The 23,424-nt window shown below is 39.0% G+C and carries 17 protein-coding genes; 11 read left to right on the top strand and 6 right to left on the bottom strand.

Annotated elements, in window-relative coordinates; translation table 11 throughout:
- Genes RTW14_RS02285 through RTW14_RS02255 form a run of 7 tightly spaced genes read left to right on the top strand, consistent with a single transcriptional unit; the run spans position 1 to position 12,067 of the window.
- Positions 1 to 1,692, top strand: coding sequence for a S8 family peptidase (locus tag RTW14_RS02285; protein WP_312647927.1), 1,692 nt, complete (start codon positions 1 to 3; stop codon positions 1,690 to 1,692).
- A gap of 46 nt (positions 1,693 to 1,738) precedes the next feature.
- Positions 1,739 to 3,427, top strand: a complete 1,689-nt coding sequence (locus RTW14_RS02280; protein WP_312647925.1) for a S8 family peptidase — start codon at positions 1,739 to 1,741, stop codon at positions 3,425 to 3,427.
- 42 nt (positions 3,428 to 3,469) lie between these two features.
- Positions 3,470 to 5,161 carry a S8 family peptidase gene (locus RTW14_RS02275; RefSeq protein ID WP_312647923.1) on the top strand — a complete coding sequence of 564 codons (1,692 nt, stop codon included), beginning with the start codon at positions 3,470 to 3,472 and terminating at the stop codon, positions 5,159 to 5,161.
- A 21-nt stretch (positions 5,162 to 5,182) separates the two neighbouring features.
- Positions 5,183 to 6,871 carry a S8 family peptidase gene (locus tag RTW14_RS02270; RefSeq protein WP_312647922.1) on the top strand — a complete coding sequence of 563 codons (1,689 nt, stop codon included), beginning with the start codon at positions 5,183 to 5,185 and terminating at the stop codon, positions 6,869 to 6,871.
- Positions 6,872 to 6,910: 39 nt separating this feature from the next.
- Positions 6,911 to 8,602, top strand: coding sequence for a S8 family peptidase (locus tag RTW14_RS02265; RefSeq protein ID WP_312647920.1), 1,692 nt, complete (start codon positions 6,911 to 6,913; stop codon positions 8,600 to 8,602).
- 54 nt (positions 8,603 to 8,656) lie between these two features.
- Positions 8,657 to 10,348 (top strand): S8 family peptidase, encoded by a 1,692-nt coding sequence (locus tag RTW14_RS02260; RefSeq protein ID WP_312647919.1) that lies wholly within the window; start codon positions 8,657 to 8,659, stop codon positions 10,346 to 10,348.
- 27 nt (positions 10,349 to 10,375) lie between these two features.
- On the top strand, positions 10,376 to 12,067 hold the full coding sequence (locus RTW14_RS02255) for a S8 family peptidase (protein WP_312647918.1): 1,692 nt from the start codon (positions 10,376 to 10,378) through the stop codon (positions 12,065 to 12,067).
- 88 nt (positions 12,068 to 12,155) lie between these two features.
- On the opposite strand, the gene dapB is transcribed toward RTW14_RS02255, so the two are convergent.
- From dapB to RTW14_RS02235, 4 genes are all read right to left on the bottom strand, one after another.
- The gene (gene dapB, locus RTW14_RS02250; protein WP_312647917.1) at positions 12,156 to 12,899 is read right to left on the bottom strand and encodes a 4-hydroxy-tetrahydrodipicolinate reductase; all 744 of its coding nucleotides are present in this window, start codon (positions 12,897 to 12,899) and stop codon (positions 12,156 to 12,158) included.
- A 115-nt stretch (positions 12,900 to 13,014) separates the two neighbouring features.
- A complete protein-coding gene (locus RTW14_RS02245; protein WP_312647916.1) occupies positions 13,015 to 13,545 on the bottom strand; it encodes a hypothetical protein in 531 nt (176 codons plus the stop codon).
- 9 nt (positions 13,546 to 13,554) lie between these two features.
- On the bottom strand, positions 13,555 to 14,145 hold the full coding sequence (locus tag RTW14_RS02240; protein WP_312647915.1) for a DnaJ domain-containing protein: 591 nt from the start codon (positions 14,143 to 14,145) through the stop codon (positions 13,555 to 13,557).
- A gap of 3 nt (positions 14,146 to 14,148) precedes the next feature.
- Positions 14,149 to 15,057, bottom strand: coding sequence for a DUF5685 family protein (locus RTW14_RS02235; protein WP_312647914.1), 909 nt, complete (start codon positions 15,055 to 15,057; stop codon positions 14,149 to 14,151).
- Between the two features lie 207 nt (positions 15,058 to 15,264).
- On the opposite strand from RTW14_RS02235, the gene RTW14_RS02230 reads away from it, so the two are divergent.
- From RTW14_RS02230 to RTW14_RS02215, 4 genes are all read left to right on the top strand, one after another.
- Positions 15,265 to 16,398, top strand: coding sequence for an amidohydrolase (locus RTW14_RS02230; RefSeq protein ID WP_312647912.1), 1,134 nt, complete (start codon positions 15,265 to 15,267; stop codon positions 16,396 to 16,398).
- A 150-nt stretch (positions 16,399 to 16,548) separates the two neighbouring features.
- Complete coding sequence (locus RTW14_RS02225) at positions 16,549 to 17,073, top strand: 3H domain-containing protein (RefSeq protein WP_312647911.1); 525 nt, start codon at positions 16,549 to 16,551, stop codon at positions 17,071 to 17,073.
- A gap of 153 nt (positions 17,074 to 17,226) precedes the next feature.
- The gene (locus RTW14_RS02220; RefSeq protein ID WP_312647909.1) at positions 17,227 to 19,035 is read left to right on the top strand and encodes an ATP-binding protein; all 1,809 of its coding nucleotides are present in this window, start codon (positions 17,227 to 17,229) and stop codon (positions 19,033 to 19,035) included.
- Positions 19,036 to 19,047: 12 nt separating this feature from the next.
- Positions 19,048 to 20,409 carry a sigma-54-dependent transcriptional regulator gene (locus RTW14_RS02215; protein WP_312647907.1) on the top strand — a complete coding sequence of 454 codons (1,362 nt, stop codon included), beginning with the start codon at positions 19,048 to 19,050 and terminating at the stop codon, positions 20,407 to 20,409.
- 71 nt (positions 20,410 to 20,480) lie between these two features.
- Here RTW14_RS02215 and RTW14_RS02210 read toward each other — a convergent pair whose 3' ends face one another.
- On the bottom strand, positions 20,481 to 21,914 hold the full coding sequence (locus RTW14_RS02210) for a hypothetical protein (RefSeq protein WP_312647905.1): 1,434 nt from the start codon (positions 21,912 to 21,914) through the stop codon (positions 20,481 to 20,483).
- Between the two features lie 21 nt (positions 21,915 to 21,935).
- The gene (locus RTW14_RS02205; protein WP_312647903.1) at positions 21,936 to 23,252 is read right to left on the bottom strand and encodes an acetyl-CoA hydrolase/transferase family protein; all 1,317 of its coding nucleotides are present in this window, start codon (positions 23,250 to 23,252) and stop codon (positions 21,936 to 21,938) included.
- Positions 23,253 to 23,424: the final 172 nt, after the last annotated feature.

Here is a 23,424-nt window from a genome sequence, read left to right as displayed (position 1 = left end):
ATGAATGATGACATTTTATACTCCCCAGATATTGTTGATTTTACTATAAAAAAAAATGCCTATTACGCCCCATATATACTGGAACACCCCGGCCTAATCACTAGTCACACAGTTGCAGATACCTATACCATATGCTACGTACGACTAAATGACTTTACACAAATGATGAGCTATATGGGTGCTGATTTTATAAATAGTCTTTCAAATGTTTTTGGGCTTACAGATCAAGCAAGTTTAGAGGACTCAGGCATCATTCAGGTCCAGCAGCAGCCTTACCTGAATCTGACTGGCAGTAACGTTTTGATTGGCTTTGTAGATACTGGTATTGACTATACCCAGAAGGTTTTTCAATATGAGGATGGAACAAGTAAAATTAAATACATATATGATCAGAGTATTCCTGGAAATCCACCAGTTGGATTTCCTCTTGGTACAGAATATACAAATGAACAAATTAACGCTGCTTTGGCTTCTGAAAACCCCTATGAAATTGTCCCTCATACTGATGCAGAAGGTCATGGCACATTTTTAGCATCTGTGGCGGCAGGGCGCCCTGTTGATGATTATATAGGTGCTGCACCTGATGCAGAAATCATTATGGTAAAACTCAAAAAAGCATACCCTTTTTACCTTAATACCTATTGTGTTCCACTGGAACAGGAAAACGCTTATGGCTCCTCGTCTGTTATGCTAGGCGTAGAGTATATTTTACAGAAATCAGAGGAACTGAACCGTCCAGTAGTTATATGTATCGGGCTTGGCTCAAATTATGATAGTCATGATGGAGAGTCACTTCTTGAAGACTATTTATTCAATACGTGTAGTATACCTGGGGTGTGCACATGTATATCAGTTGGGAACGAAAGCCAGGCCAGACACCACTTTTTTCAACAGATGGCTCAAAAAGGGGCGCCTATTAACATAGACTTTAAAGCAGGGCAAAATGCAGGAGACATATTCATCATTGTTACAAATAAATATTCTGACAGAATTTCGGTAGCTGTACGTTCGCCTACTGGTGAGCTGATAAGCCGCGTTCCTGCCAAGGCGGGACGTACTTTCACAACCCAGCTTGTGCTTGAGCGTTCCCTGGTGAGCGTTTCCTATTACTTCCCCGTTGGAGGCAGCGGAAATCAAGCTACTGTGGTCAGGATACGAGATGCTACTCCAGGCGTATGGACCATTACGGTTTATGGTGACATTATTATAGACGGCAACATTAATGCCTGGTTACCGCTGACAGGTTTCGTTTCTCCTACGGTTGAATTTTTGTCGTTTTCCCCGTATACCACGATTACATCTCCTGCCATCAATCTGGGTCCTATTCGCTGTGGCGCCTATAATAGCATGAATAACAGCCTCTATCCCAATTCCTCCTGGGGTCCTACCAGGCACTCTCCAAATGTGCCTGATTTTGTAGCTCCCGGCTACCGGGTCGGCGGCTTCTATCCGACCGGCTATGGCACTATGGACGGTACTAGTGTGTCTACAGCCATTACCTCCGGGGCCTGTGCATTGATGCTTCAATGGGGAATTGTGGAAGGTAATGATTTGGGATTTAACACCCCTATAATTAGGGCATATCTGATTCGTGGCTGCAGCCGTAGTGATTTAATAACATATCCTAATGTGCAATGGGGATATGGTGCCTTGAACTTAATGCAGTCATTTATTCTTATGCGCCGATTATAATACTATAGGTAATCTTGTAATATATTTAAACAGGAGGTGTATTTACTTGAATGACGATATCTTATATGCTCCAGATGTTGTAGATTTTATGATACGAAAAGGCTCCTATTACGCACCACTTATACTACAGCACCCAGGGCTTATTGCTAGTCACTCTATTGGTATATATATAATATGTTATGCAAAAATAAAAGATTTCACAGAAATGACTGCTTATATGGGTAATGACTATATAAATAGCATCCCAACCGTTCTGGGACTTCTGGATCGAGCAAGTCTGGAGTCCGCTGGCATCATACAGGTCCAGCAGCAGCCTTACCTGAGCCTCAAAGGTAGCAATGTGCTGATTGGCTTCGTGGATACTGGCATTGACTATACGCAGGAAGTTTTTCAATATGAAGACGGTACCAGTAAGATTAAATATATATATGATCAGAGTATTCCTGGAAATCCGCCTACTGGTTTTCCTCTGGGTACAGAATATACAAATGAGCAAATTAACGCGGCTCTTGCATCTGATACCCCTTATGAAATCGTTCCGCACCTGGATGTTGCAGGACATGGCACATTCATAGCCTCAGTAGCAGCAGGACGCCCTGTTGGTAATTTTATAGGTGCTGCCCCCGATTCTGAAATCATCATGGTGAAGCTAAAGAAATCCTATCCTTTTTACCTTGACAGTTTCTGTGTTCCAGTGGAACAGGAAAATGCTTTTTCTTCTACATCCGTTATGCTTGGAGTGGAATATATTTTACAGAAAGCAAAGGAACTTGACCGTCCAGTAGTTATAAACATCGGACTAGGTTCAAATTATGACAGTCATGATGGATATGGAATTCTTGAAGAATATTTATATAATATTTCTAACAATCCAGGGATCTGTCTATGCCTCGCAGTTGGGAACGAAAGCCAGGCAAGACATCATTACTTTCAACAATTATCTACGGATGGGAAACCTGAAAACATCGACATAAAGGTTGGCGAAAGAGCTGGGGACATATTTGTTGTTGTTACAAATACAATAAGTGATATAGTTTCAGTATCTGTACGTTCTCCTACAGGTGAACTGGTGAGCCGTGTTCCTGCCAAATCGGGCTATACTTTTACAACACAGCTTGTGCTTGAGCGTTCTAAAGTTAACATCTCATATTACTATCCCATTGGAGGCAGCGGGGACCAGCTTACTATAGTAAGAATACTAGACGCTACTCCAGGTATCTGGACGATTACTGTTTATGGTGACATCGTTTTAGAAGGCAGCATTAATGCCTGGTTACCCCTAACAGGTTTCGTTTCACCTACTGTTGAATTTTTATCATCAACTCCCTATAACACCATTACATCCCCTGGCAATGCTCCTGGAGGTATAAGCTGTGGTGCTTACAATAGTATTCGTAACAGCCTCTATCCTAATTCCTCCTGGGGTGCTACCAGATTACCTCTAGATTTACCTGATTTTGTAGCTCCTGGTTACCAGATAGGCGGCTTCTATCCCACTGGCTATGGCTTTATGGACGGTACAAGTGCAGCTACTGCCATTACCTCTGGTGCCTGTGCATTAATGCTTCAATGGGGGATTGTGGAAGGTAATGATTTAGGCTTTAGCTCACCTTTAATCAGAGCTTATTTGATTCGAGGCTGCCGCCGTACTGATGTAATGGACTATCCTAGTCCACAATGGGGATTTGGAACCTTGAACTTACTACAAACTTTTTTTTATATGCGCGAATTATAACAATCTGTTGCTTTTATATACCCAAACTGGAGGTGCATTTTCGTGAATGGCGATATTCTATATTCACCAGATGTTGTTGACTTTACCATACGAAAAGGTTCCTATTATGAACGTTTTATACTGGAACATCCAGGATTAATTACTACTCAGACTATTGCAGATACCTATATCCTCTGCTATGTAAGGATAGCGAATTTGACAGAAATGATTGAATATATGGGCTCAGACTATATCAATAATGTTTCAAACATTCTTGGATTGACAGACCAGGAAAGCTTGGAAGCTGCTGGCATCATTCCCATTCAGCAGCAGCCTTACCTGAATCTCAATGGTGGAAATGTCTTAATGGCCTTTGTGGATACTGGTATCGACTATACACAAGAGGTTTTTAAATATGAGGACGGTACCAGTAAAATCAAATACATATATGACCAGAGTATACCCGGAACTCCACCTGCTGGTTTTCCTCTGGGTACAGAATATACAAATGAACAAATTAACGCGGCTCTGACTTCTGATACTCCTTATGAGGTTCTCCCTCATAGAGATGCATCAGGTCACGGTACTTTTTTAGCTTCTGTGGCAGCAGGACGTTCTGTTGGTGATTTTATAGGTGCCGCACCCGATTCTGAAATAATCATGGTGAAATTAAAAAAAGCATATCCTTTTTATTTGGATCGATATCTTGTTCCAGTGGAGCAGGAAAATGCTTTTGAATCTTCTTCTGTAATGCTTGGAATTCAATATATTTTAAAAAAATCTAAAGAACTTAAACGTCCAGTAGTCATATGTATTGGACTTGGATCAAATTATGACAGTCATGATGGTTTTGGCGCTCTTGAGGAATATTTATATTATACCTGTAACATCCCTGGAGTCTGTACCTGTATCTCTGTGGGTAATGAAAGTCAGGCAAAACACCACTTTTTTCAGCAGTTTTCTGAAGAAGGAGCGCCCCAGAACATAGACATAAAAGTGGGGGAAAGTGGCAGTAATCTGTTTATTATGATTACCAATAGAATTTGTGACCGGATTTCTGCATCAGTGCGTTCACCCACAGGTGAACTGGTAAACCGTGTTCCTGCCAAATCAGGAAGCACATTTACAACCCAGCTTGTACTGGAGCCTTCTGAAATACGCATTACCTATTTCTATCCACTTGAAGGCAGTGGGGATCAGGTGACTATCGTTAGAATACGAAATGCTAGTGCAGGTGTTTGGACCGTTACTGTTTATGGTGACATCATTATAGACGGCAGAATCCACGCATGGCTGCCACTTACGGGTTTTGTATCACCTACTGTTGAATTTTTATCCCCTAATCCTTATAACACCGTTACCTCCCCTGCCACTGCTTTCGGAGCCATACGCTGCGGTGCTTATAACAGCCTTCGTGACAGCCTCTACCCCAAATCTTCCTGGGGGCCCACCAGAGTAGAAGCTAATGTTCCTGATTTAGTGGCTCCAGGTTATCAGGTAGGTGGATTCTATCCCACTGGTTATGGCACTATGGATGGCACAAGTGTTGCCACTGCTATTACTGCTGGTGCATGCGCATTGATGCTTCAATGGGGAATTGTAGAAGGAAACGATTTAGGATTTAGTACCCCTTTAATCCGAGCTTATCTAATTCGTGGGTGTAGGCGAAATGATGTGATTTCATACCCAAATCCACAGTGGGGATATGGCACTCTGAACTTATTGCAATCCTTTCTCTATATGCGTCAATTATAATGAAACAGGAGGTGGATTTTCGTGAATGATGATACCTTATACTCACCCGACGTTGTAGACTTTATGATAAGGGAAGGTTCCTATTATGATTCATTTATATTAGATCATCCAGGTCTGATTGCTGTTCATAATATAAGTATGTTTAAAATATGCTATACAAAAATAAAGGATTACGAAGAAATGATGCAGTATACAGGTACTGACTATATAAATTGTGTACCTACGATAATGGGCCTTTCGGATTATCCAAGTTTAGAATCCGCCGGTATCACACAAGTTCAGCAACAGCCTTATTTGAACCTTAAAGGGAAAAATGTGCTCATTGGTTTTGTAGATACTGGTATTGATTACACTCAAGGTGTTTTCAAATATGAAGATGGTGCCAGTAAAATTAAATATATATACGATCAAAGCATCCCTGGAACTCCACCTGCTGGTTTTCCCTTAGGTTCAGAATATACAAACGAACAAATTAATGCTGCCCTGGCTTCTGGTGTCCCTTATGATATGGTTCCTCATAGGGATGTGTCCGGTCACGGCACCTTCGTAGCCTCTGTGGCAGCAGGGCTCCCTATCAGTGGCTTTATAGGTGCTGCTCCTGATTCAGAGATAATTATGGTAAAGCTAAAAAAGGCATACCCTTATTACCTAAATATGTATTCTGTGCCAGTGGATCAGGAAAATGCATTTGAATCATCTGCGCTTATGCTTGGTATACAATACATTTTACAGAAGGCAAAGGAACTTGACCGTCCTGTCGTTATATGCATTGGACTTGGGACTAATTATGACAGCCACGATGGCTCAGGAATTCTTGAAGAATATCTATTTAATGTTTCTAATATTTCCGGGGTCTGCGTATGCATCTCCGTAGGGAATGAAAGCCAGGCAAGGCACCATTATTATCAGCAATTTTCTAAAGAAGGCAGTCCTCAAAACATGGATATAAAAGTGGGAGAAAATGCTGGCGACATATTTATTGTTATTACAAATCTAATTAGTGATCGGATTTCCGTGTCAGTCCGATCACCCACAGGCGAACTGGTAAGCCGGGTTCCTGCCAAATCAGGATTTACTTTTACCACCCAGCTTGTGCTTGATCGTTCGAAAGTCACTGTATCCTATTACTATCCCATCGAGGGAAGCGGGGATCAGGTAACCTTAGTTAAAATAGTAGATGTGACTCCAGGAATATGGACTATTACTGTTTATGGTGACATCATTATAGACGGCAGTGTAAACGCCTGGCTGCCATTAACCGGTTTTGTTTCACCTAACGTTGAATTTTTGTCAGCTACCCCCTATAACACCATTACGTCACCTGCCAATGCTCCTGGCTGTATACGCTGCGGTGCTTACAACAGTATCCGCAACAGTCTCTATCCGGAGTCTTCCTGGGGTGCAACCAGATTAGCTATCGACTTGCCAGATTTAGTAGCTCCGGGTTATCAGGTTGGCGGTTTTTACCCTACAGGTTATGGTACGATGAACGGCACTAGTGCTGCCACTGCCATTACCTCTGGTGCATGTGCTTTAATGCTTCAATGGGGCATCGTAGAGGGAAACGATTTGGCATTTTGCACACCTTTACTTAGGGCCTATCTGATTCGAGGATGTGATCGTACCGATGTAATGGAATACCCAAATTCACAATGGGGATTTGGGACCTTGAACTTATTACAGACTTTTTTTTATATGCGTGAATTATAAGCCTGTTGACTCATATATTCAAACTGGAGGTGCATTTTTGTGAATGAAGATATACTATATTCCCCAGACATCGTAGACTTTACCATAAGGAAAGATTCCTATTATGAAAATTTTATACTAAATCATCCAGGCCTTCTTGCTACTCACACAGTTTTTGGTACATATATTATATGTTACATGAAGCAAAATGACTTTACAGAAGTAATTGAATATATGGGTACAGATTATATAAATAGTGTTTCAAATGTTGTTGGATTGACAGATCGGGAAAGTTTGGAGGCTGCTGGTATTATCCAAGTCCAGCAACAGCCGTACCTGAATCTAAACGGGCAAGGGGTACTGATTGGCTTTGTGGACACAGGTATTGATTATACTCAAGATGTTTTTAAGTATGAAGACGGTACCAGTAAAATCAAGTATATCTATGATCTAAGTATCCCTGGAACCCCGCCTGCTGGTTTTCCACTAGGAACAGAATATACAAACGAACAAATTAATGCTGCCTTAGCCTCTGAAACGCCTTATGATATGGTCCCTCACAGGGATGTATCTGGTCATGGGACATTTCTGGCTTCTATAGCTGCAGGACGCCCGGTTGATGATTTTATAGGGGCTGCACCCGATTCAGAAATAATCATGGTAAAGCTAAAAAAGGCATATCCTTTTTATCTTGATCGGTTTCTTGTTCCAGCGGAACAGGAAAATGCCTTTGAATCAACTTCAGTTATGCTTGGTATTCAATACATTCTCCAAAGAGCGAAAGAACTTGACCGTCCTGTCGTTATATGCATTGGACTGGGCTCCAACTATGACAGCCATGATGGATATGGAATGCTTGAAGAATATATATATAATATCTCTAACATAGCTGGAATTTGTATATGTGTGTCAGTCGGTAATGAGAGCCAGGCAAGGCATCATTACTCTCAACAGTTCTCTTCAGAGGGAGCACCTGAAAACATAGATATTAAAGTGGGTGAAGATGCTGGGGACATATTCATTATTATCACCAATAGAGTCAGTGATCGAACCTCAGTATCCGTACGTTCACCTACAGGAGAGCTGATAGGCCGTGTTCCCGCCAAAGCGGGACGCACTTTCACAACCCGTCTTGTGCTTGAGCGTTCTGAAGTCACCATTTCATATTACTATCCAATTGAAGGAAGTGGGGATCAGGTGACTATAGTCAGAATACTAGAGGCTACTGCAGGTGTTTGGACCATTACTGTTTATGCGGATATCCTCCTTAATGGCAGTGTTAACGCCTGGCTGCCACTGACAGGTTTTGTTTCACCCACTGTTGAATTTTTATCATCAAACCCTTATACCACCATTACATATCCTGCCAATGGCCTAGGTTCTATACGCTGTGGTGCTTACAACAGCCTTCGAAATAGTTTGTACCCCAGATCTTCCTGGGGACCTACCAGATTATCTGAAGAAGTGCCAGATTTAGTTGCACCTGGCTATCAGGTAGGGGGCTTCTATCCTACTGGCTATGGCACTATGGACGGCACAAGTGTCTCCACCGCTATTACTGCTGGTGCATGCGCGTTGATGCTTCAATGGGGAATCGTAGAAGGTAATAATCTAGGATTTAGCACTCCTTTAATAAAAGCTTATCTGATTCGTGGCTGTACCCGTAGTGATGTCATCGAATACCCAAATCTGCAGTGGGGATTTGGAGCCTTGAACTTAATGCAGTCGTTTTTTTATATGCGTGAATTATAATAAATCAATGCGATGATAACTTGGTTAATAATACCAGACAGGAGGTGCATTTTCGTGGATAACGACATCCTTTATTCTCCCGATATTGTAGACTTTTATATTAGAAAAGGCTCCGCATATGAACGTTTTATTCTGGATCACCCAGGGATTATTACCAGTGTGACGATTAGAGATATGTATATCATATGTTATACAAGAATAAAAGATTATCTTGAGATGATTGAATATATGGGTGCTGACTATATAAATACTGTACCAAAGGTTATGGGACTTTTAGACCGAGCAAGTCTGGAAGCCGCCGGTATCATACAGGTCCAACAGCAGCCTTACCTGAATCTAAACGGGCAAGGTGTACTAATTGGTTTTGTGGATACTGGAATTGATTATACACAAGATGTTTTTAAGTATGAAGACGGTACCAGTAAAATCAAGTTTATTTATGATCTAAGTATTCCTGGAACCCCGCCTGCTGGTTTTCCGCTGGGTACAGAATATACGAATGAACAAATTAATGCTGCCTTAGCCTCTGATAGCCCTGCTGGTATCGTTCCGCACATGGATTCTGCCGGGCATGGTACATTTTTAGCCTCCGTCGCAGCAGGACGCTCTGTTGGTGACTTCATAGGGGCAGCACCTGATTCCGAAATTATCATGGTAAAGCTAAAAAAGGCATATCCTTTTTATCTTGATCGGTTTGCGGTTCCAGTGGAACAGGAAAATGCTTTTGAATCTACTTGCCTTATGCTGGGCGTAGAATACATTTTACAGAAAGCAAAGGAACTTGGCCGTCCGGCAGTCATATGTGTTGGACTGGGTTCAAACTACGACAGTCATGATGGATATGGAATTATCGAAGATTATCTATTTAATATTTCCAATTTGCCTGGAGTCTGTTTGTGCATGGCTGTAGGTAATGAAAGTCAGGCAAGGCATCATTATTTTCAGAGATTTTCTAAAGACGGAAAAAATGAAAGCATAGATATAATGGTAGGAGAAAATGCTGGCGATATATACCTCATAATTACAAATAGAATCAGTGACCGATTTTCCGTATCTGTCCGTTCGCCTACGAGGGAACTGGTCAGCCGTGTACCTGCTAAATCGGGATATTCTTTCGAAACCCAACTGGTACTTGAACGTTCCTTAGTTAGAATTTCATATTATTTTCCTCTTGAAGGAAGTGGGGATCAGGTTACTATTGTCAAAATACTGGATGCCACTCCAGGTATATGGACTATTACGATTTATGGCGACATTGTTTTAGACGGCAGCATTAATGCATGGCTGCCCCTGACAGGGTTTGTATCCCCTAGTGTTCAATTTCTATCATCAACCCCCTATAACACTGTTACATCCCCTGCTAATGCACCTGGCGGTATACACTGTGGTGCTTACAACAGTATTCGTAACAGTCTTTATCCTGAATCTTCCTGGGGTCCTGTTAGGTTAGCTCTGGATATGCCTGATTTAGTAGCTCCAGGTTATCAGGTAGGCGGCTTCTATCCTGCCGGCTATGGCACTATGGATGGAACAAGTGTTGCTACCGCCATTACCTCCGGTGCATGTGCCCTAATGCTCCAATGGGGGATTGTAGAAGGTAACGATTTAGGATTTAGTACACCTTTAATTAGAGCTTATCTGATTCGCGGCTGTGACCGTACAGATGTAATGGACTACCCAAATCCCCAATGGGGATATGGCACATTGAATTTAATGCAGACGTTTTTTTATATGCGCGAACTATAAATGCAAGCAAACTGGAGGTGTATTTACTTGAATGACGATATCCTATATTCACCAGATGTTGTAGACTTTTATGTACTAAAGGATTCCTATTATGAACGGCTCATACTAAATCATCCAGGACTCATTACCAGTCATACGGTTAAGGGTTCCACCATAATATGCTATGCAAAAATAAAAGACTATACAGAAATGATTCAATATATGGGTACCGACTACATCAATAGTGTTCCAAAACTTTTGGGACTTTTGGCTCGTCCGAGTTTAGAATCTTCAGGTATCATACAAGTCCAGCAGCAGCCTTACTTGAATCTCAATGGCGCAAATGTACTAATTGGTTTTGTAGATACTGGGATTGATTATACGCTAGATGTGTTTAAGTATAAAGATGGTACCAGCAAAATTAAATATATCTATGATCAGAGTATTCCTGGAACCCCTCCTGCTGGCTTTCCTCTGGGTACAGAATATACAAATGCGCAGATTAATATCGCTTTAGCATCTGACAATCCTTATGATGTTGTACCGCATAGAGACGTGGCCGGCCATGGGACTTTTTTAGCCTCTGTAGCCGCAGGCCGATCTATTGGAGATTTTGTAGGGGCAGCACCTGATTCTGAAATAATCATGGTGAAACTAAAAAAAGCATATCCTTTTTATCTAAATCGTTTTTTAGTACCAGTGGATCAGGAGAATGCTTTTAGTTCTTCTGGAGTCTTACTTGGCGTAGAGTATATATTGCAAAAGGCAAAAGAACTTAACCGTCCAGTAGTCATATGCGTTGGGCTCGGTGCAAATTATGACAGCCACGATGGTTTTGGGAACACGGAAGAATATCTCTTTAATGTTTCTAATATCCCAGGTGTCTGTGTATGTACAGCTGTTGGTAACGAGAGTCAGGCTAGGCATCACTTTTTCCAACAATTGTCTGCGAATGGAAAACCCGAAAATATAGATATAAAGGCAGGGGAAAGAGCAGGTGATATATTTGTTAATATTACTTCTAAAATATGTGACCGAATTTCAGTTTCCGTCCGATCCCCTACTGGTGAGCTGGTAAGCCGGGTTCCCGCAAAATCTAAGTACACTTTCACTACCCGTCTTGTTCTTGAACGCTCTGAAGTCAGTGTTTCATATAGCTTTCCACTGGAAGGCAGCGGGGATCAAGTTACCATCGTAAAAATTCTTGATGCTACTCCAGGTATATGGACTATCACTGTTTATGGCGATATCATCATAGATGGCAGGATTCATGCCTGGCTGCCGTTGACTGGCTTTGTTTCTCCTGACGTTGAATTTTTATCATCCAACCCATATACTACCATTACGTCTCCAGGCAATGGTATGGGTACTATACGGTGTGGTGCTTACAATAGCATTCGTGGCAGTCTCTATCCTGACTCATCCTGGGGGCCTTCTATTTTATCCGCAGATGTGCCTGATTTGGTTGCTCCAGGTTATCAAGTAGGCGGATTCTTTCCTTCGGGTTATGGCTCCATGGATGGCACAAGTGTTGCTACTTCTATTATCTGCGGTGCATGTGCATTGATGCTTCAATGGGGAATTATAGAGGGTAACGATTTAGGGTTTTGTGCGCCTTTGATTAAAGCTTTTCTCATTAGAGGCTGTGATCGAACGGATGTAATGGAATACCCAAATCCGCAGTGGGGATATGGATCTTTAAATTTAATGCAGACCTTCTTTTATATGCGGGAATTATAGAGAGATTGTAGCAACCGCTACAGTCTCTTTGAAAAGAAAAGGCGGTAGCAATCTTATTTTGCTACCGCCTCTTTTATTATGGAGTTCTTTATAAGAATAACACCTCTTCTATATCGTACATTCCCACACTGATTTCACCATTGTTAGCACCCGTTGCAAGTCTTTCACCTATAAATTCCGCTGCTTTTATAGCTCCTAATGCAAATATCTTTTTCGAAGCCGCTGTATGTTTGATCTCAAAAAGTTCATCTTCGCCTGCGAAAATAACTGTATGCTCTCCAGCTATTGTTCCTCCTCTAACCGCATGGATTCCTATTTCTTTACCCCGTTTGCCATCACCTTTCCGCCCATACACTTGATCAAATTCGCCTTTTGGATTCATAGCCTCTGCCAGCATTTTAGCTGTACCGCTTGGAGAGTCCAGCTTTTTATTGTGATGCTTTTCTATGATCTCCATATCAAAATTATCTTTTAATATAGGTGTTATTTGTGTAAGCATTTTTTTCATTACCGTAATGCCTAATGAAAAATTAGCAGCCTTTACAACTGGCACTTTTTTAGACAGCTCCAAAATCTGCTGTCTTTGCTTTTCACTAAAGCCCGTGGTTGCTATAACAACCCCGCATCCATTTTCTCTTGCAAATTCTTCAATCATATTTAAATTGGCGGGATTACTAAAATCTATAATTACATGAATGCTTTCCTTTATATCATTTAACTTTTCTCCACCCAGTGGTTCAATAATTCCGACACACTTGAGCCCGTCCTTTTTATCTATAAGCTCCTTTAAAAGCTTTCCCATAGCTCCTTTACCTATAATGGCTATATTCATATAAGCTCCTCCCTATTTATAAGTTTTTCACACAAAAATGTTTCTTATAAATAAGTTATTTGTTATGCTTGAATAATATAACTAAAATATAAAAAATCCTCTTTCGAGGATTTTTCTAAATTCGTCCGTAAAACCTTCGATAATAATAATTTATTACGCCGGTTAATATGAAATCGTATAGTAAGAAAAACACTTCGCCCATTACAAGTAGTATGAATGGAGGCGCATCTTTTAAATTTATTACTCCAAAGAATAAACTATAAAAGAAGTTATATGCCACCAAAATTATTGTTGTAAAAATAGCAAACTTTAAAGTCAGCTGCAAAATAGGATTTTTCATTTTTTCTATATAGCATTTGATTATTCCATAGATTCCAAAGAAAAAAATATAAGGTACAGCAGCTACTTTATTGGGCAATATCAACAAAGACATGACAGAACAGGCAATATATAAAAGCCACCCACCTTTGCCTTTGCTTTCTATCATCATAATCGGTATAAAAACTGAACTGATTGTATAAAAAGTTATTTCAAGCCCAGGAACAAAAGAAGCCACATAAAGGCATATTAAAGATAATGCTAAAAGCACACCACCAAGGGCTATTATTTTGCCGCTTTTTCTTTTAACACCAATTCCATTCATCATTGTTATCACCTATATACAATCACATAAACAATCTGCACACATATATGCCTGACATAACTTGCACATCATATCATCATTAGGATACCCTCTGCCATAAGAGTTGTTCTGATACATTCTGCCTGCATTCATTATATTGCTAAGGGCATTCTGATATTCAAAATTATTTGGATTCATACTGGCTGCTGTACGAATCTTAGCTAATGCATCATCATACCAGCCCTTTTTATAAGAAATCATACCAGAAAGGAAAAACCATTCTGCATCACGATTTCGAATTCTAGCCAGCTTCTGTTCTGCTAAATTTAAATTCCCAGAATCAATAATACCTCGAATATCGTTATATTCAGGTACAGACTGTTCTTGACTCCCCTGCCCTGTAGTACTGTTGTAGGCATTATTATAGCTTCCACCAGAACCATTTTTTATCAAATAATCGTAGGCCTCATTCACCTCCTGCAGCTTTTCCTGAGCTAAATCTGCCAATGGATTGTTCTGATATTTATCTGGATGGTATTTTTTTACAAGTTCTCTATAAGCTGATTTGATTTCATCTTCACTTGCATTTTGACTTACTCCCAATACTTCATATGGATTATTCATATACTATTTCTCCTCTTCTTCATCATTTTCGGTATTTTCTATATTACTTTCTAGTACTTGTTCCGTACGTCTGCGCAATCCGAAATATATAATGTTTTCAATTATCCCCTTGTTTTTCTTTATATCTAAAAGATCTGCTGCATTACTTATTTCTGCTAGATAATGTATCAAATTAAACTCCACTATGGGTTTTATTCTTTCTTTAAATTCTTGTATAGATTCCTTAGTTTGTCCATATTCAAATCTATATAATAGTGGATTATAAGTTTTTTTTGTAATGTTCTCTTCCACATCTTCATAGGCATCCATCAGGTAAATCCATTTCCCCAAATGATACCCAATATGGGCAAGAAGTTTAATCAAGCTCTCGTTTTTTTCTATTTTTTGCACACCATTTTTGAATATCTCCAGCATAATCTGTGCAAATGGTTCTTCTACCCGGTCAATTTCTGAACACTTGTCCTTCTCCAGGTCAGAAAGGAGTTTAAGATTTTCTTCTGTAAGATTACATAGTTCTTTTTTCTTCACACGTATCTTTTGTATGGTTGGTAATAACCCTATAGCTGCGGCTTTCGCTTTATAGCTATGGTCATCATAATAATCATCCATCAGTTTATAATACGCCAAAATCAGCATCACATCCCCAGCATATTCAATAGCTCTGTTTTCTACTGATATGGGTTTCTTCTTTATCGGATGAATGATGCAATGTTCTGCTGTTATATCATCTTTTTCCTGTTCAAGGGCCGCCAGTAATACGGCCAAAAACACAAAATCATAACTCAATGTAAATCGGGGTAATTGTCCATACCGTCTGCCAATACTTTTACATATACCACAATAGTATGCACTGTATACTTCATATTCCCGCATTTTCAGTTCTCCCTTATCAGGAATTACATATCCAAGCATATAGTGCTCTCTCCCTTTAAAACATTATTTTAACTCCATAATGCTAATATAACGATTATTATATCATATTTGTGTGAAGATTTTATGTTGCAATAATATTACAATTAAAAAACTTTTATTATTTTATTTGACATAAAGTAATAAAAGTTGTATCATTATTCATATTTGTTTAAAGACAATATTAGGTCATGATAGGAGACAGAAAAGATGGCAGTTGAATTTAACGACCATGACATGCTCAGTACTTTAATAAAGCACCACCGTTCACTTCATAAAATACCTGAGATAGGTGATCAATTGTTTGAAACCAGAGATTATATCATGAATGTCATAGGTGATATGGATTGCGAATTCACTACAGTTGTGAATACTGGAATTTGTGCTTTTTTTAATAAAGGTAAGGAATTTACAGCAGCGTATCGAAGTGACATGGATGGTTTGACCATTCCCGAAACAAATACGCACCGTTTCGTTTCTAAACATCCTGGAAAGATGCACGGATGTGGTCATGATGGTCACATGTCAATGCTTTTGGGTTTTGCTGAATACGTAAATAATACGGAGGATTTACCTTACAATATACTGCTAATATTTCAGCCCGCTGAGGAGACTACTGGAGGCGCAAGGCCTATTGCAGAATCAGGTATATTTGAAAAATATAAAGTAATAAGAACCTTTGGCCTACATTTATGGCCAAGTATTCCAAAGGGACAGTTATCTACAAAAGGTGGCCCTTTAATGCCCAAATCCTCAGAGGTCAGCATAGAAATCAAAGGAAAAAGTACTCATGCTGCTACTTTTCAAAAGGGCATTGATGCGCTATATATTGCAGCTCAGTATATATTAGACATCTATAAAATGCAGGAAACTGAATCTCCTGTGGATGAACGCACACTATTGAAAATCTGTAAAATAAATAGTGGAACTGCTCGCAACGTAATCGCTGGGAAAGCTGCCCTTTTAGGGACAATGCGTGCTTTTAACCTTGAAACTTTTGATTTGATGGAATCCCGCTTGAATGAGATTGCCAGAGAGTATGAAAATAAATATGGTTGCCAAATCAAAGTGCACTGCTCTGATGGCTACCTTCCTGTTATAAACAATGTGGAACTTTACCAGACTATAAAGCCACATTTACAAAAACTAAGTTATTATGAGGAATTATCAGAGGCTGTTATGATTTCAGAAGATTTTTCTTACTATGGAACGAAAGCCCCTGCTGTATTTACTCTTTTAGGAACAGGTGCTAAGGTACCGCTTCACAGTAATAACTTTAACTTTGACGAAGATATTTTACTGGCAGGCTATGAATATTATAAGTTGCTTGCCCACATTAATTAGCCTTAATCATATAATATATAACTCAACTTAAGGGGAGAGCTGTCCTTCATTAGAAATTCTAATTTAGGGCAGTTTTTTCTTTTATTGACCAATATATAAATCGATGTTATGATGTTTTTATAAAATTTACTGTTATAAGGAGTGAGCTATATGAATGCAGGCGAAAGAAGAGAACTTATCATATCCCATTTAAAGTCAAGTTCCGCACCAACAAGTGCTTCTAGTCTGGCCACCCTTCTAAATGTAAGCCGCCAGATTATAGTTAGTGATGTGGCGATACTTCGTGCAGGGGGGTTGGATATCTCAGCAACTCCTAGAGGATATATTCTTTCTGAATATGATACTGCAAAAAACAATCATAACTTCGAAGGGATTCTTGCCTGTAAACATACAGCGGAGCAATTGCGTGAAGAACTTTATACCATAGTTGATTTTGGTGCTGAAGTTATCGATGTAACCATAGAGCATTCATTATATGGCCAGCTTTCCGGCAGACTTAACATCATTTCCCGTTATGATGTTGATGTATTTCTTGATAAAATCAAAAATAGTACCGATTTACCTTTAAGTATTTTGACTGAAGGTGTCCATCTTCATAAAATCGGATGCAGGGATGAGAATACTTATGAACTTATAAAACAAACTTTAGAATCTAAAAACATTTTGATTAAATAATCTAAGGCGTGGCAATCAAGGCCACGTTTTTTTATTGTTTTTTGAGGACTTATGCCTAAATTATCCTGATAATTCTTCCTTGCGGACCTTTCTTATGTTATAATGTTGTTACATTCTTAACAAATATAAATAAAAGGTAAATAGAGGTTTAGTATGTTTAAATCAATTCAGACAAGAACCATGTACTATTTAGTCATTTTAGCTGTTGGGTTACTCATAACTATAGGTTTTATTTTAACTTCCAGTGTGGAAAAAATAGGCCACAATATGAAAGAATCAGCCCTTGAAGAACGTGCCCTGCTAATTTGTAAATTTATAGAGGCTTCTCAGAAAGATAGTCTGACTCCCGAAGACTACTTCTTACTAATACAACAGGAAAGCCAGCTTTCTGAGTCCTTTTTAGCAGATACTTTTTTACTCAGTAAAAATTATGAAACGGTTGGATATACCGATACCGAGATACCTTATAATTTAGAATTCAAGTCAAAAAATACTTATCAATATATATATAAAAATGGTCAGGAATATATTTGCGGAATCTCCGCAATTGATGGCATACCACAGTTGCAAGGCTGGTATGTCTGTACAGAAGAAAGCTTTTCTTCCTCCTTCGGTGCTCTTAATAATCTAAAGACAGGAGTTATCGTTTTAATTACTATTTTGCTATTTATTCTATGGCCTTTAGCAAAAAAAATCTCTATGTCAATTACAGAACCTATAAAATCTCTATCCAATGCTTTAGAAGTTATTGCACAAGGTGACATAAGTCATGAAATAACTACAAAAAACAAAGATGAACTTTCAGATATTGCAACCTCTTTTAATACCATGTTAAATAAGCTAAAGTCAACTATGCAGCAAGTCCTTTTAAAATCTGGTGAAGCTGCTTCTATGCATGAAATTATGGAGTATGTAGAACAGGCTTATGACAATTTATCTGCAGGAATTATAAGCATTAACAATATCGGAGAGATTACTACTTATAATGAAATAGCTGAGTCCTTAATAGGAATTAAATCCGAAGAAGTCTTAGGACTTGATGTAAAAAATCCAATTCCAAAAGAACTGAAACCCCTTATAGATGCCTTACGTCGTTGTCTTGCAAAAGGCAGCCTTCAATTAAAAACTTTAACAGATATTTATGATGTGTGTGGTACAAAAATCCCTATTCTATATAGTATTAATATCCAGTTTGGTTTAAGGAATGAAGTGATTGGCGCCATTTGTGTTTTTAGAAGAATAGAGGACATCGAAAGATTTCAAGAAAGTGCAAACAGAACAAAGAATTTAGAATCATTAGGAGAAATGGCTGCAAGTCTGGCACATGAAATAAAGAACCCTTTAACCAGTATACGAGGCTATGCACAATTAATCCGATTAGAATTAGGTGAGCAGAATATTAATTTAGATGAATTAGGGATTATTATGCATGAAGTAGACCGGCTGAGTTTGATGCTTGACCGTTTCTTAAACTTCGCCCGGCCCAAAATACCAAAATTAGCTGAAGTAGAAATCAAGGATATCATTTCATATGTCATTACTTTAGTTCAAAACGAACTTCCATCAAATATTAAGATAATAACTAACTTTGGGGTTATTCCAAAAGTCCTGATAGATACTGAGCTTTTTGAACCTGTTATATTAAATTTAATACTTAATGCGGTACAGGCTCTGCCTAATGGTGGAAACATTGATATAAAAACAGGATATAGCGAAAAAAGGAAAATGGTATATATAGAAATACGGGATAACGGAATAGGTATACCTAGAGAATTATCAGAAAAAATATTCCAGCCTTTCTTTACAACTAAAGATAATGGCTCCGGAATGGGGCTTGCTATAGCTTCAAGAACAATAGAAGCGCATAAAGGTATTTTGGAAGTAGAAAGTATTATAGGACAAATGACAAAGTTTACTATACTTTTACAATCATTTGATCCATTTACTTCAAACGAATGGTAGGAGGGACTTTATTTGGAACAGACAAATATTTTAGTAGTTGATGATGAGCTCAATGTGCGACAGCTCCTAAGCAAAGTTTTGTCAAAAGAAGGTTATAAAGTTTATACTGCTTGTGATGGGCTTGAAGGTTTAGAGCTGCTTCAGACTATCAGTATAGACATTATCGTTAGCGATATAAAAATGCCGAGAATGACAGGCCTGGAATTTTTGCACAAAGTAAAAGAACTAGAACCAGATATTGGTTTTATATTAATCACAGCATTCGCTACTACCGAAACGGCCATTGAAGCTATAAAAAATGGTGCTCAGGATTATGTAACAAAACCTTTTGACTTTACAGAAATCTTAACAGCTGTGAAGAAATTAACTATGACAAGACAACATACCTATAAATTTGGTGCTAATGCCAATATGGATACATCTGATTTAAAAGTTAAAAGTAAAAGTCCTAAAATGCAGCAGGTCTTACAATTAGCCAAACAAGTGGCTGCCGCTGGCTCCACAGTCCTGTTAACCGGTGAGACAGGTACTGGTAAGGAAGTCATCTGCTCTGCTATCCACCGTTGGAGCCCTAGAAAGGACAAACCACTTATTAAAGTAAACTGTGGTGCCATTCCAGATAATCTTCTGGAAAGTGAGCTTTTTGGATACGACAAAGGTGCTTTCACTGGCGCGGTTTCTTCTAAGCCAGGGCGCTTTGAAGTAGCTGACGGAGGAACTATTTTCCTTGATGAAATAGGAGACGTCTCCCCCTCCCTGCAAGTAAAACTTCTTCGTGTTCTTCAAGAAAAGACCTTTGAAAGATTAGGTGGAGTCAAGAGTATTCACGCGGATGTCCGCGTGATAGCTGCCACCAATAAAAACCTTAAGGACGAGGTTCAAAAGGGCCAATTTAGGGAGGATTTATACTACCGTTTAAACGTAGTACCTATCCATTTACCTCCTTTACGAGAACGCCCTGAAGATATTGAAGATTTAATTAAATACTTTCTTGAAAACTCCGCAAAGATATCTGGAATTACAAATCCTAAAGTTGTAAGTAATGAAACTCTTGAATGCCTGAAAGGCTATTGCTGGCCTGGAAACATAAGAGAACTTGAAAATATAATTGAGCGTTGTGTAGTTATCTCTTCTGGTTCTATGATAGATATTAATTGTTTACCTGTAGAAATACGGGAGGCCAGTAAAACTTATGTGGCAGGAAGTACAGAGCAGGAGCCGCTTCTTAATGCTGCAATTGATAATATTGAAAAAGAGGTAATAAAAAAAGCACTGTCAGAATCCAATGGTAATAAGACAAAAGCTGCATTAGCCTTAGGAATCAGTAGGCGTTCCCTGCATAGGAAATTACAGAAGTATGGTATGATTGATTAAAAAATGTGGCTTCGCCACTCCGCTAATATAGAAAGCAGTGTGCTAAAAAACACACTGCTTTCTATTTATTTTTATATAGCTTTTAATGCAGGTTTTTCGTCTGGTTCAAGTGTAGAATCTTCTCTTGTCATAGCTTCTACTTCTTCTGACCATAAATGTCCAAAAGTAGTATCGCCCTTAAAGAAATCTTTACCATAGCACAGTAAGCATGCTAGAATACCTACTGCCAACCCCCATGCAGATCCTTTTGCTAAAAGTACGCCTGCAATTACGCCAGCAATACCTAAATCCTTAAAGCTTGTTGACTGCTGAACACCGATACGAACACTTACAAACCCTTGAACAATCATTGTCAGAGCCAATGCAACAGGTAAGATAGGTTGAACAAGTGTTACGATAGGCATTAACCAATAACCAGTAAATGTACCAAATCTAAAACTTGCTGCTCCACCAAACAGGGACTGCATACTCTTTCTGCCCTTTTTATATCTTTCGCATACAACTACCTGCATGGCTGCCCATAGAGGTCCACACATTGTAATATCAGGACCAATAACGCCCATGATCGTATTTCTTAGGCCAAAAATCAAATGGGCACGGTTCGGATTGTAATCTACGACTTCATCTTCTCTGGTTATATCTGCATCATGCACTAATGCCTTACTTTGAACTACATCACCGAATAATACAATATAAATAGCCAATACAGTTGGAATTGCCTGTAAAAACATTACCGGAGTAGGCCAGCCTACAGCACCCCAAGGCACCCAGTCAGTCCATAGTCCAACAAAATCGGGAGATGAGAATCCCCACTGGATATTTGGCATAGCACTTTCTCCTACTAGAGGAGCTACAATTACAGCGATAAGTACCGACGGAAGAATTCCAAGATTTGCAATTAATTCAAATACTTTATTCTTCGTACTTAATCTCTTAAAACCATTAGAAAATAGTAAATAAAATGCAACGATTAAACATACTGTAGTAGTCATTGGCATAGCCTCAAACTTGCCGCCTTCTTTAAAAATCATATAAATAGCTGAAATACCAGCGCCTAATATAATACCTGACTTAATGGATGAAGGCACTAGGCCAATAATTTTTCCAGCAACACCCGTTAATCCTAAAAGAATTGAAAAGATACCAAGAGTTATTTCAAAGGCAACCAGCCCCTGCATTCTTGCATGCCCTTCTGGGAAAGTCAAGCAATATGCTACTAATAAAGGTATCGCTGGGGTAATCCATCCAGGTACAACTGGATCTCCAAGGAAAGTATGCCAAGTATATAAGAATCCATTTAATACAACAATGGCTAATGCAATCTCAAATGGCATTTTTAAAGTATCCTGTAAAAGCGGGATGGCTCCTAAGCATACTGCACACATCAATAGCCCCTGAACATAATCGGCTATTTCAAAACGATAATGAATGAATGGTAATCTGAATTTAAAGGGACCTGCTTTTATGTATGGCGCCTCTGCGCCGTAAGGCATATATTCTCTCATATTAAATTCCTTTCACTACTATTAAAATTTTTCTTTGAACATTTTTTCGAAGCTTTCTTTCAATTCATCTCTAAACTCTGGATGTGCAATACTAATTAATGCTCTGGCTCTGTCTTTTACAGTTTTGCCTTTTAATTTTGCAATTCCATATTCAGTTACAACATAGTCTGTATCATGTCTTGATGTAGTCACTACCTGACCTTCACCTAGAGAAGGTGTTATCTTGGAAACCATGGATCCATCTTTTTTCTTAGCTACAGAAGGCATTGCGATAATAGCCCTTCCGTTTCCACCTGTGCACATAGCTGCACCTCTTATAAAGTCTACCTGGCCGCCTACACCTGAAAATTGCTTATATCCTATTGTATCTGAAGCAATCTGCCCATAAAGGTCTACTCCAAGACCTCCGTTGATGCTTACCATGTTAGGGTTCTGTGCTATAACCTGTGGGTGGTTTACATAGTCCACTGATTTCAAAAGACATGCCGGATTTTTGTCGCAGAATTTATATAATTCACTTGAACCCATTACAAAGTTAAATACAAACTTTCCTTTGTCAATGCCCTTCATGGAATTATCAATTGCACCTGCTTCATAAAGCTTAACGACTCCATCACCTAACATTTCAGAGTGAATACCCAGATGCCTTTTATCTAATAACTGATGACATACAGCATCAGGTATAGCTCCTATTCCCAATTGAAGAGTATCTCCATCATTAATTAATTCTGCACAATGTTTTCCTATGGCTTCCTCAATCTCTCCAATTTTTGCAGCTGGCAGGGTTGGCAGGGGTTCGTCATGCTCTACGAATACATCTATTTCGCTAACATGAAAAACGGCATCTCCAAATGTAAACGGAACTTCTTTATTGACCTGGGCTATAACCGTTTTAGCGGATTTTACAGCCTGCACTGTATAGTCTCCTGAAACACCTGTGGATACAAAACCATGTTCATCTGGAGGAGTAACCATAATCATAGCTACATCTACAGGAATAGTTCCATCTCTCATTAGTCTTGGTACTTCGTGGAAGAATAGTGGTGTATAATCACCGTACCCTTCCTCCACGCATTTACGTGTCTGGCCGCTTAAAAACCAAAGATTTGCATGGAAGTTCTCTTTATACTCCGGCTTACAATATTCTCCCGTGCCTAATGTAAACATGTGAGATATTTCTACATTTTTGTAGTTCTTTGCATTTTTAATCATTGCAGCTACTAATGCCGCCGGTTCACCTACATCATGAGCAAATACAACTTTATTATTGGACTTAATTAATTTGACAGCTTCTTCTGCTGTACACTTTCTGTCTTCATAAATTTCTTTCCAGTTCATCTTAATTCCCCCCTAAACTAATGCCTTTTTAAATGAAGCCATCCAGCATTCAACTGAATGGCTTATATCAAATTCCACTCTAGATGAAATTCTTATTTAATTCCTGCAATTGCTTTCGCAAGTTCTTTCTTGGCATTAATGTTGCCCTGACGGGAAATCATGATTCTCTGAG

Origin of the sequence: Aminipila sp. (genome assembly GCF_032051575.1) — a bacterium.
Classification (GTDB): Bacteria; Bacillota; Clostridia; order Peptostreptococcales; family Anaerovoracaceae; genus Aminipila.
The sequence above is the reverse complement of the archived record's forward strand: the minus strand, read 5'-3'. Positions and strand labels throughout refer to the sequence as shown.

Bases quoted from the DNA above. Each gene is read 5' to 3' on its own strand.
- RTW14_RS02285 (WP_312647927.1), top strand. From the start codon at position 1: ATGAATGATGACATTTTATACTCCCCAGATATTGTTGATTTTACTATA.
- dapB (WP_312647917.1), bottom strand. From the start codon at position 12,899: ATGAATATAGCCATTATAGGTAAAGGAGCTATGGGAAAGCTTTTAAAG.
- RTW14_RS02245 (WP_312647916.1), bottom strand. From the start codon at position 13,545: ATGATGAATGGAATTGGTGTTAAAAGAAAAAGCGGCAAAATAATAGCC.
- RTW14_RS02240 (WP_312647915.1), bottom strand. From the start codon at position 14,145: ATGAATAATCCATATGAAGTATTGGGAGTAAGTCAAAATGCAAGTGAA.
- RTW14_RS02235 (WP_312647914.1), bottom strand. From the start codon at position 15,057: ATGCTTGGATATGTAATTCCTGATAAGGGAGAACTGAAAATGCGGGAA.
- RTW14_RS02230 (WP_312647912.1), top strand. From the start codon at position 15,265: ATGGCAGTTGAATTTAACGACCATGACATGCTCAGTACTTTAATAAAG.
- RTW14_RS02225 (WP_312647911.1), top strand. From the start codon at position 16,549: ATGAATGCAGGCGAAAGAAGAGAACTTATCATATCCCATTTAAAGTCA.
- RTW14_RS02220 (WP_312647909.1), top strand. From the start codon at position 17,227: ATGTTTAAATCAATTCAGACAAGAACCATGTACTATTTAGTCATTTTA.
- RTW14_RS02210 (WP_312647905.1), bottom strand. From the start codon at position 21,914: ATGAGAGAATATATGCCTTACGGCGCAGAGGCGCCATACATAAAAGCA.
- RTW14_RS02205 (WP_312647903.1), bottom strand. From the start codon at position 23,252: ATGAACTGGAAAGAAATTTATGAAGACAGAAAGTGTACAGCAGAAGAA.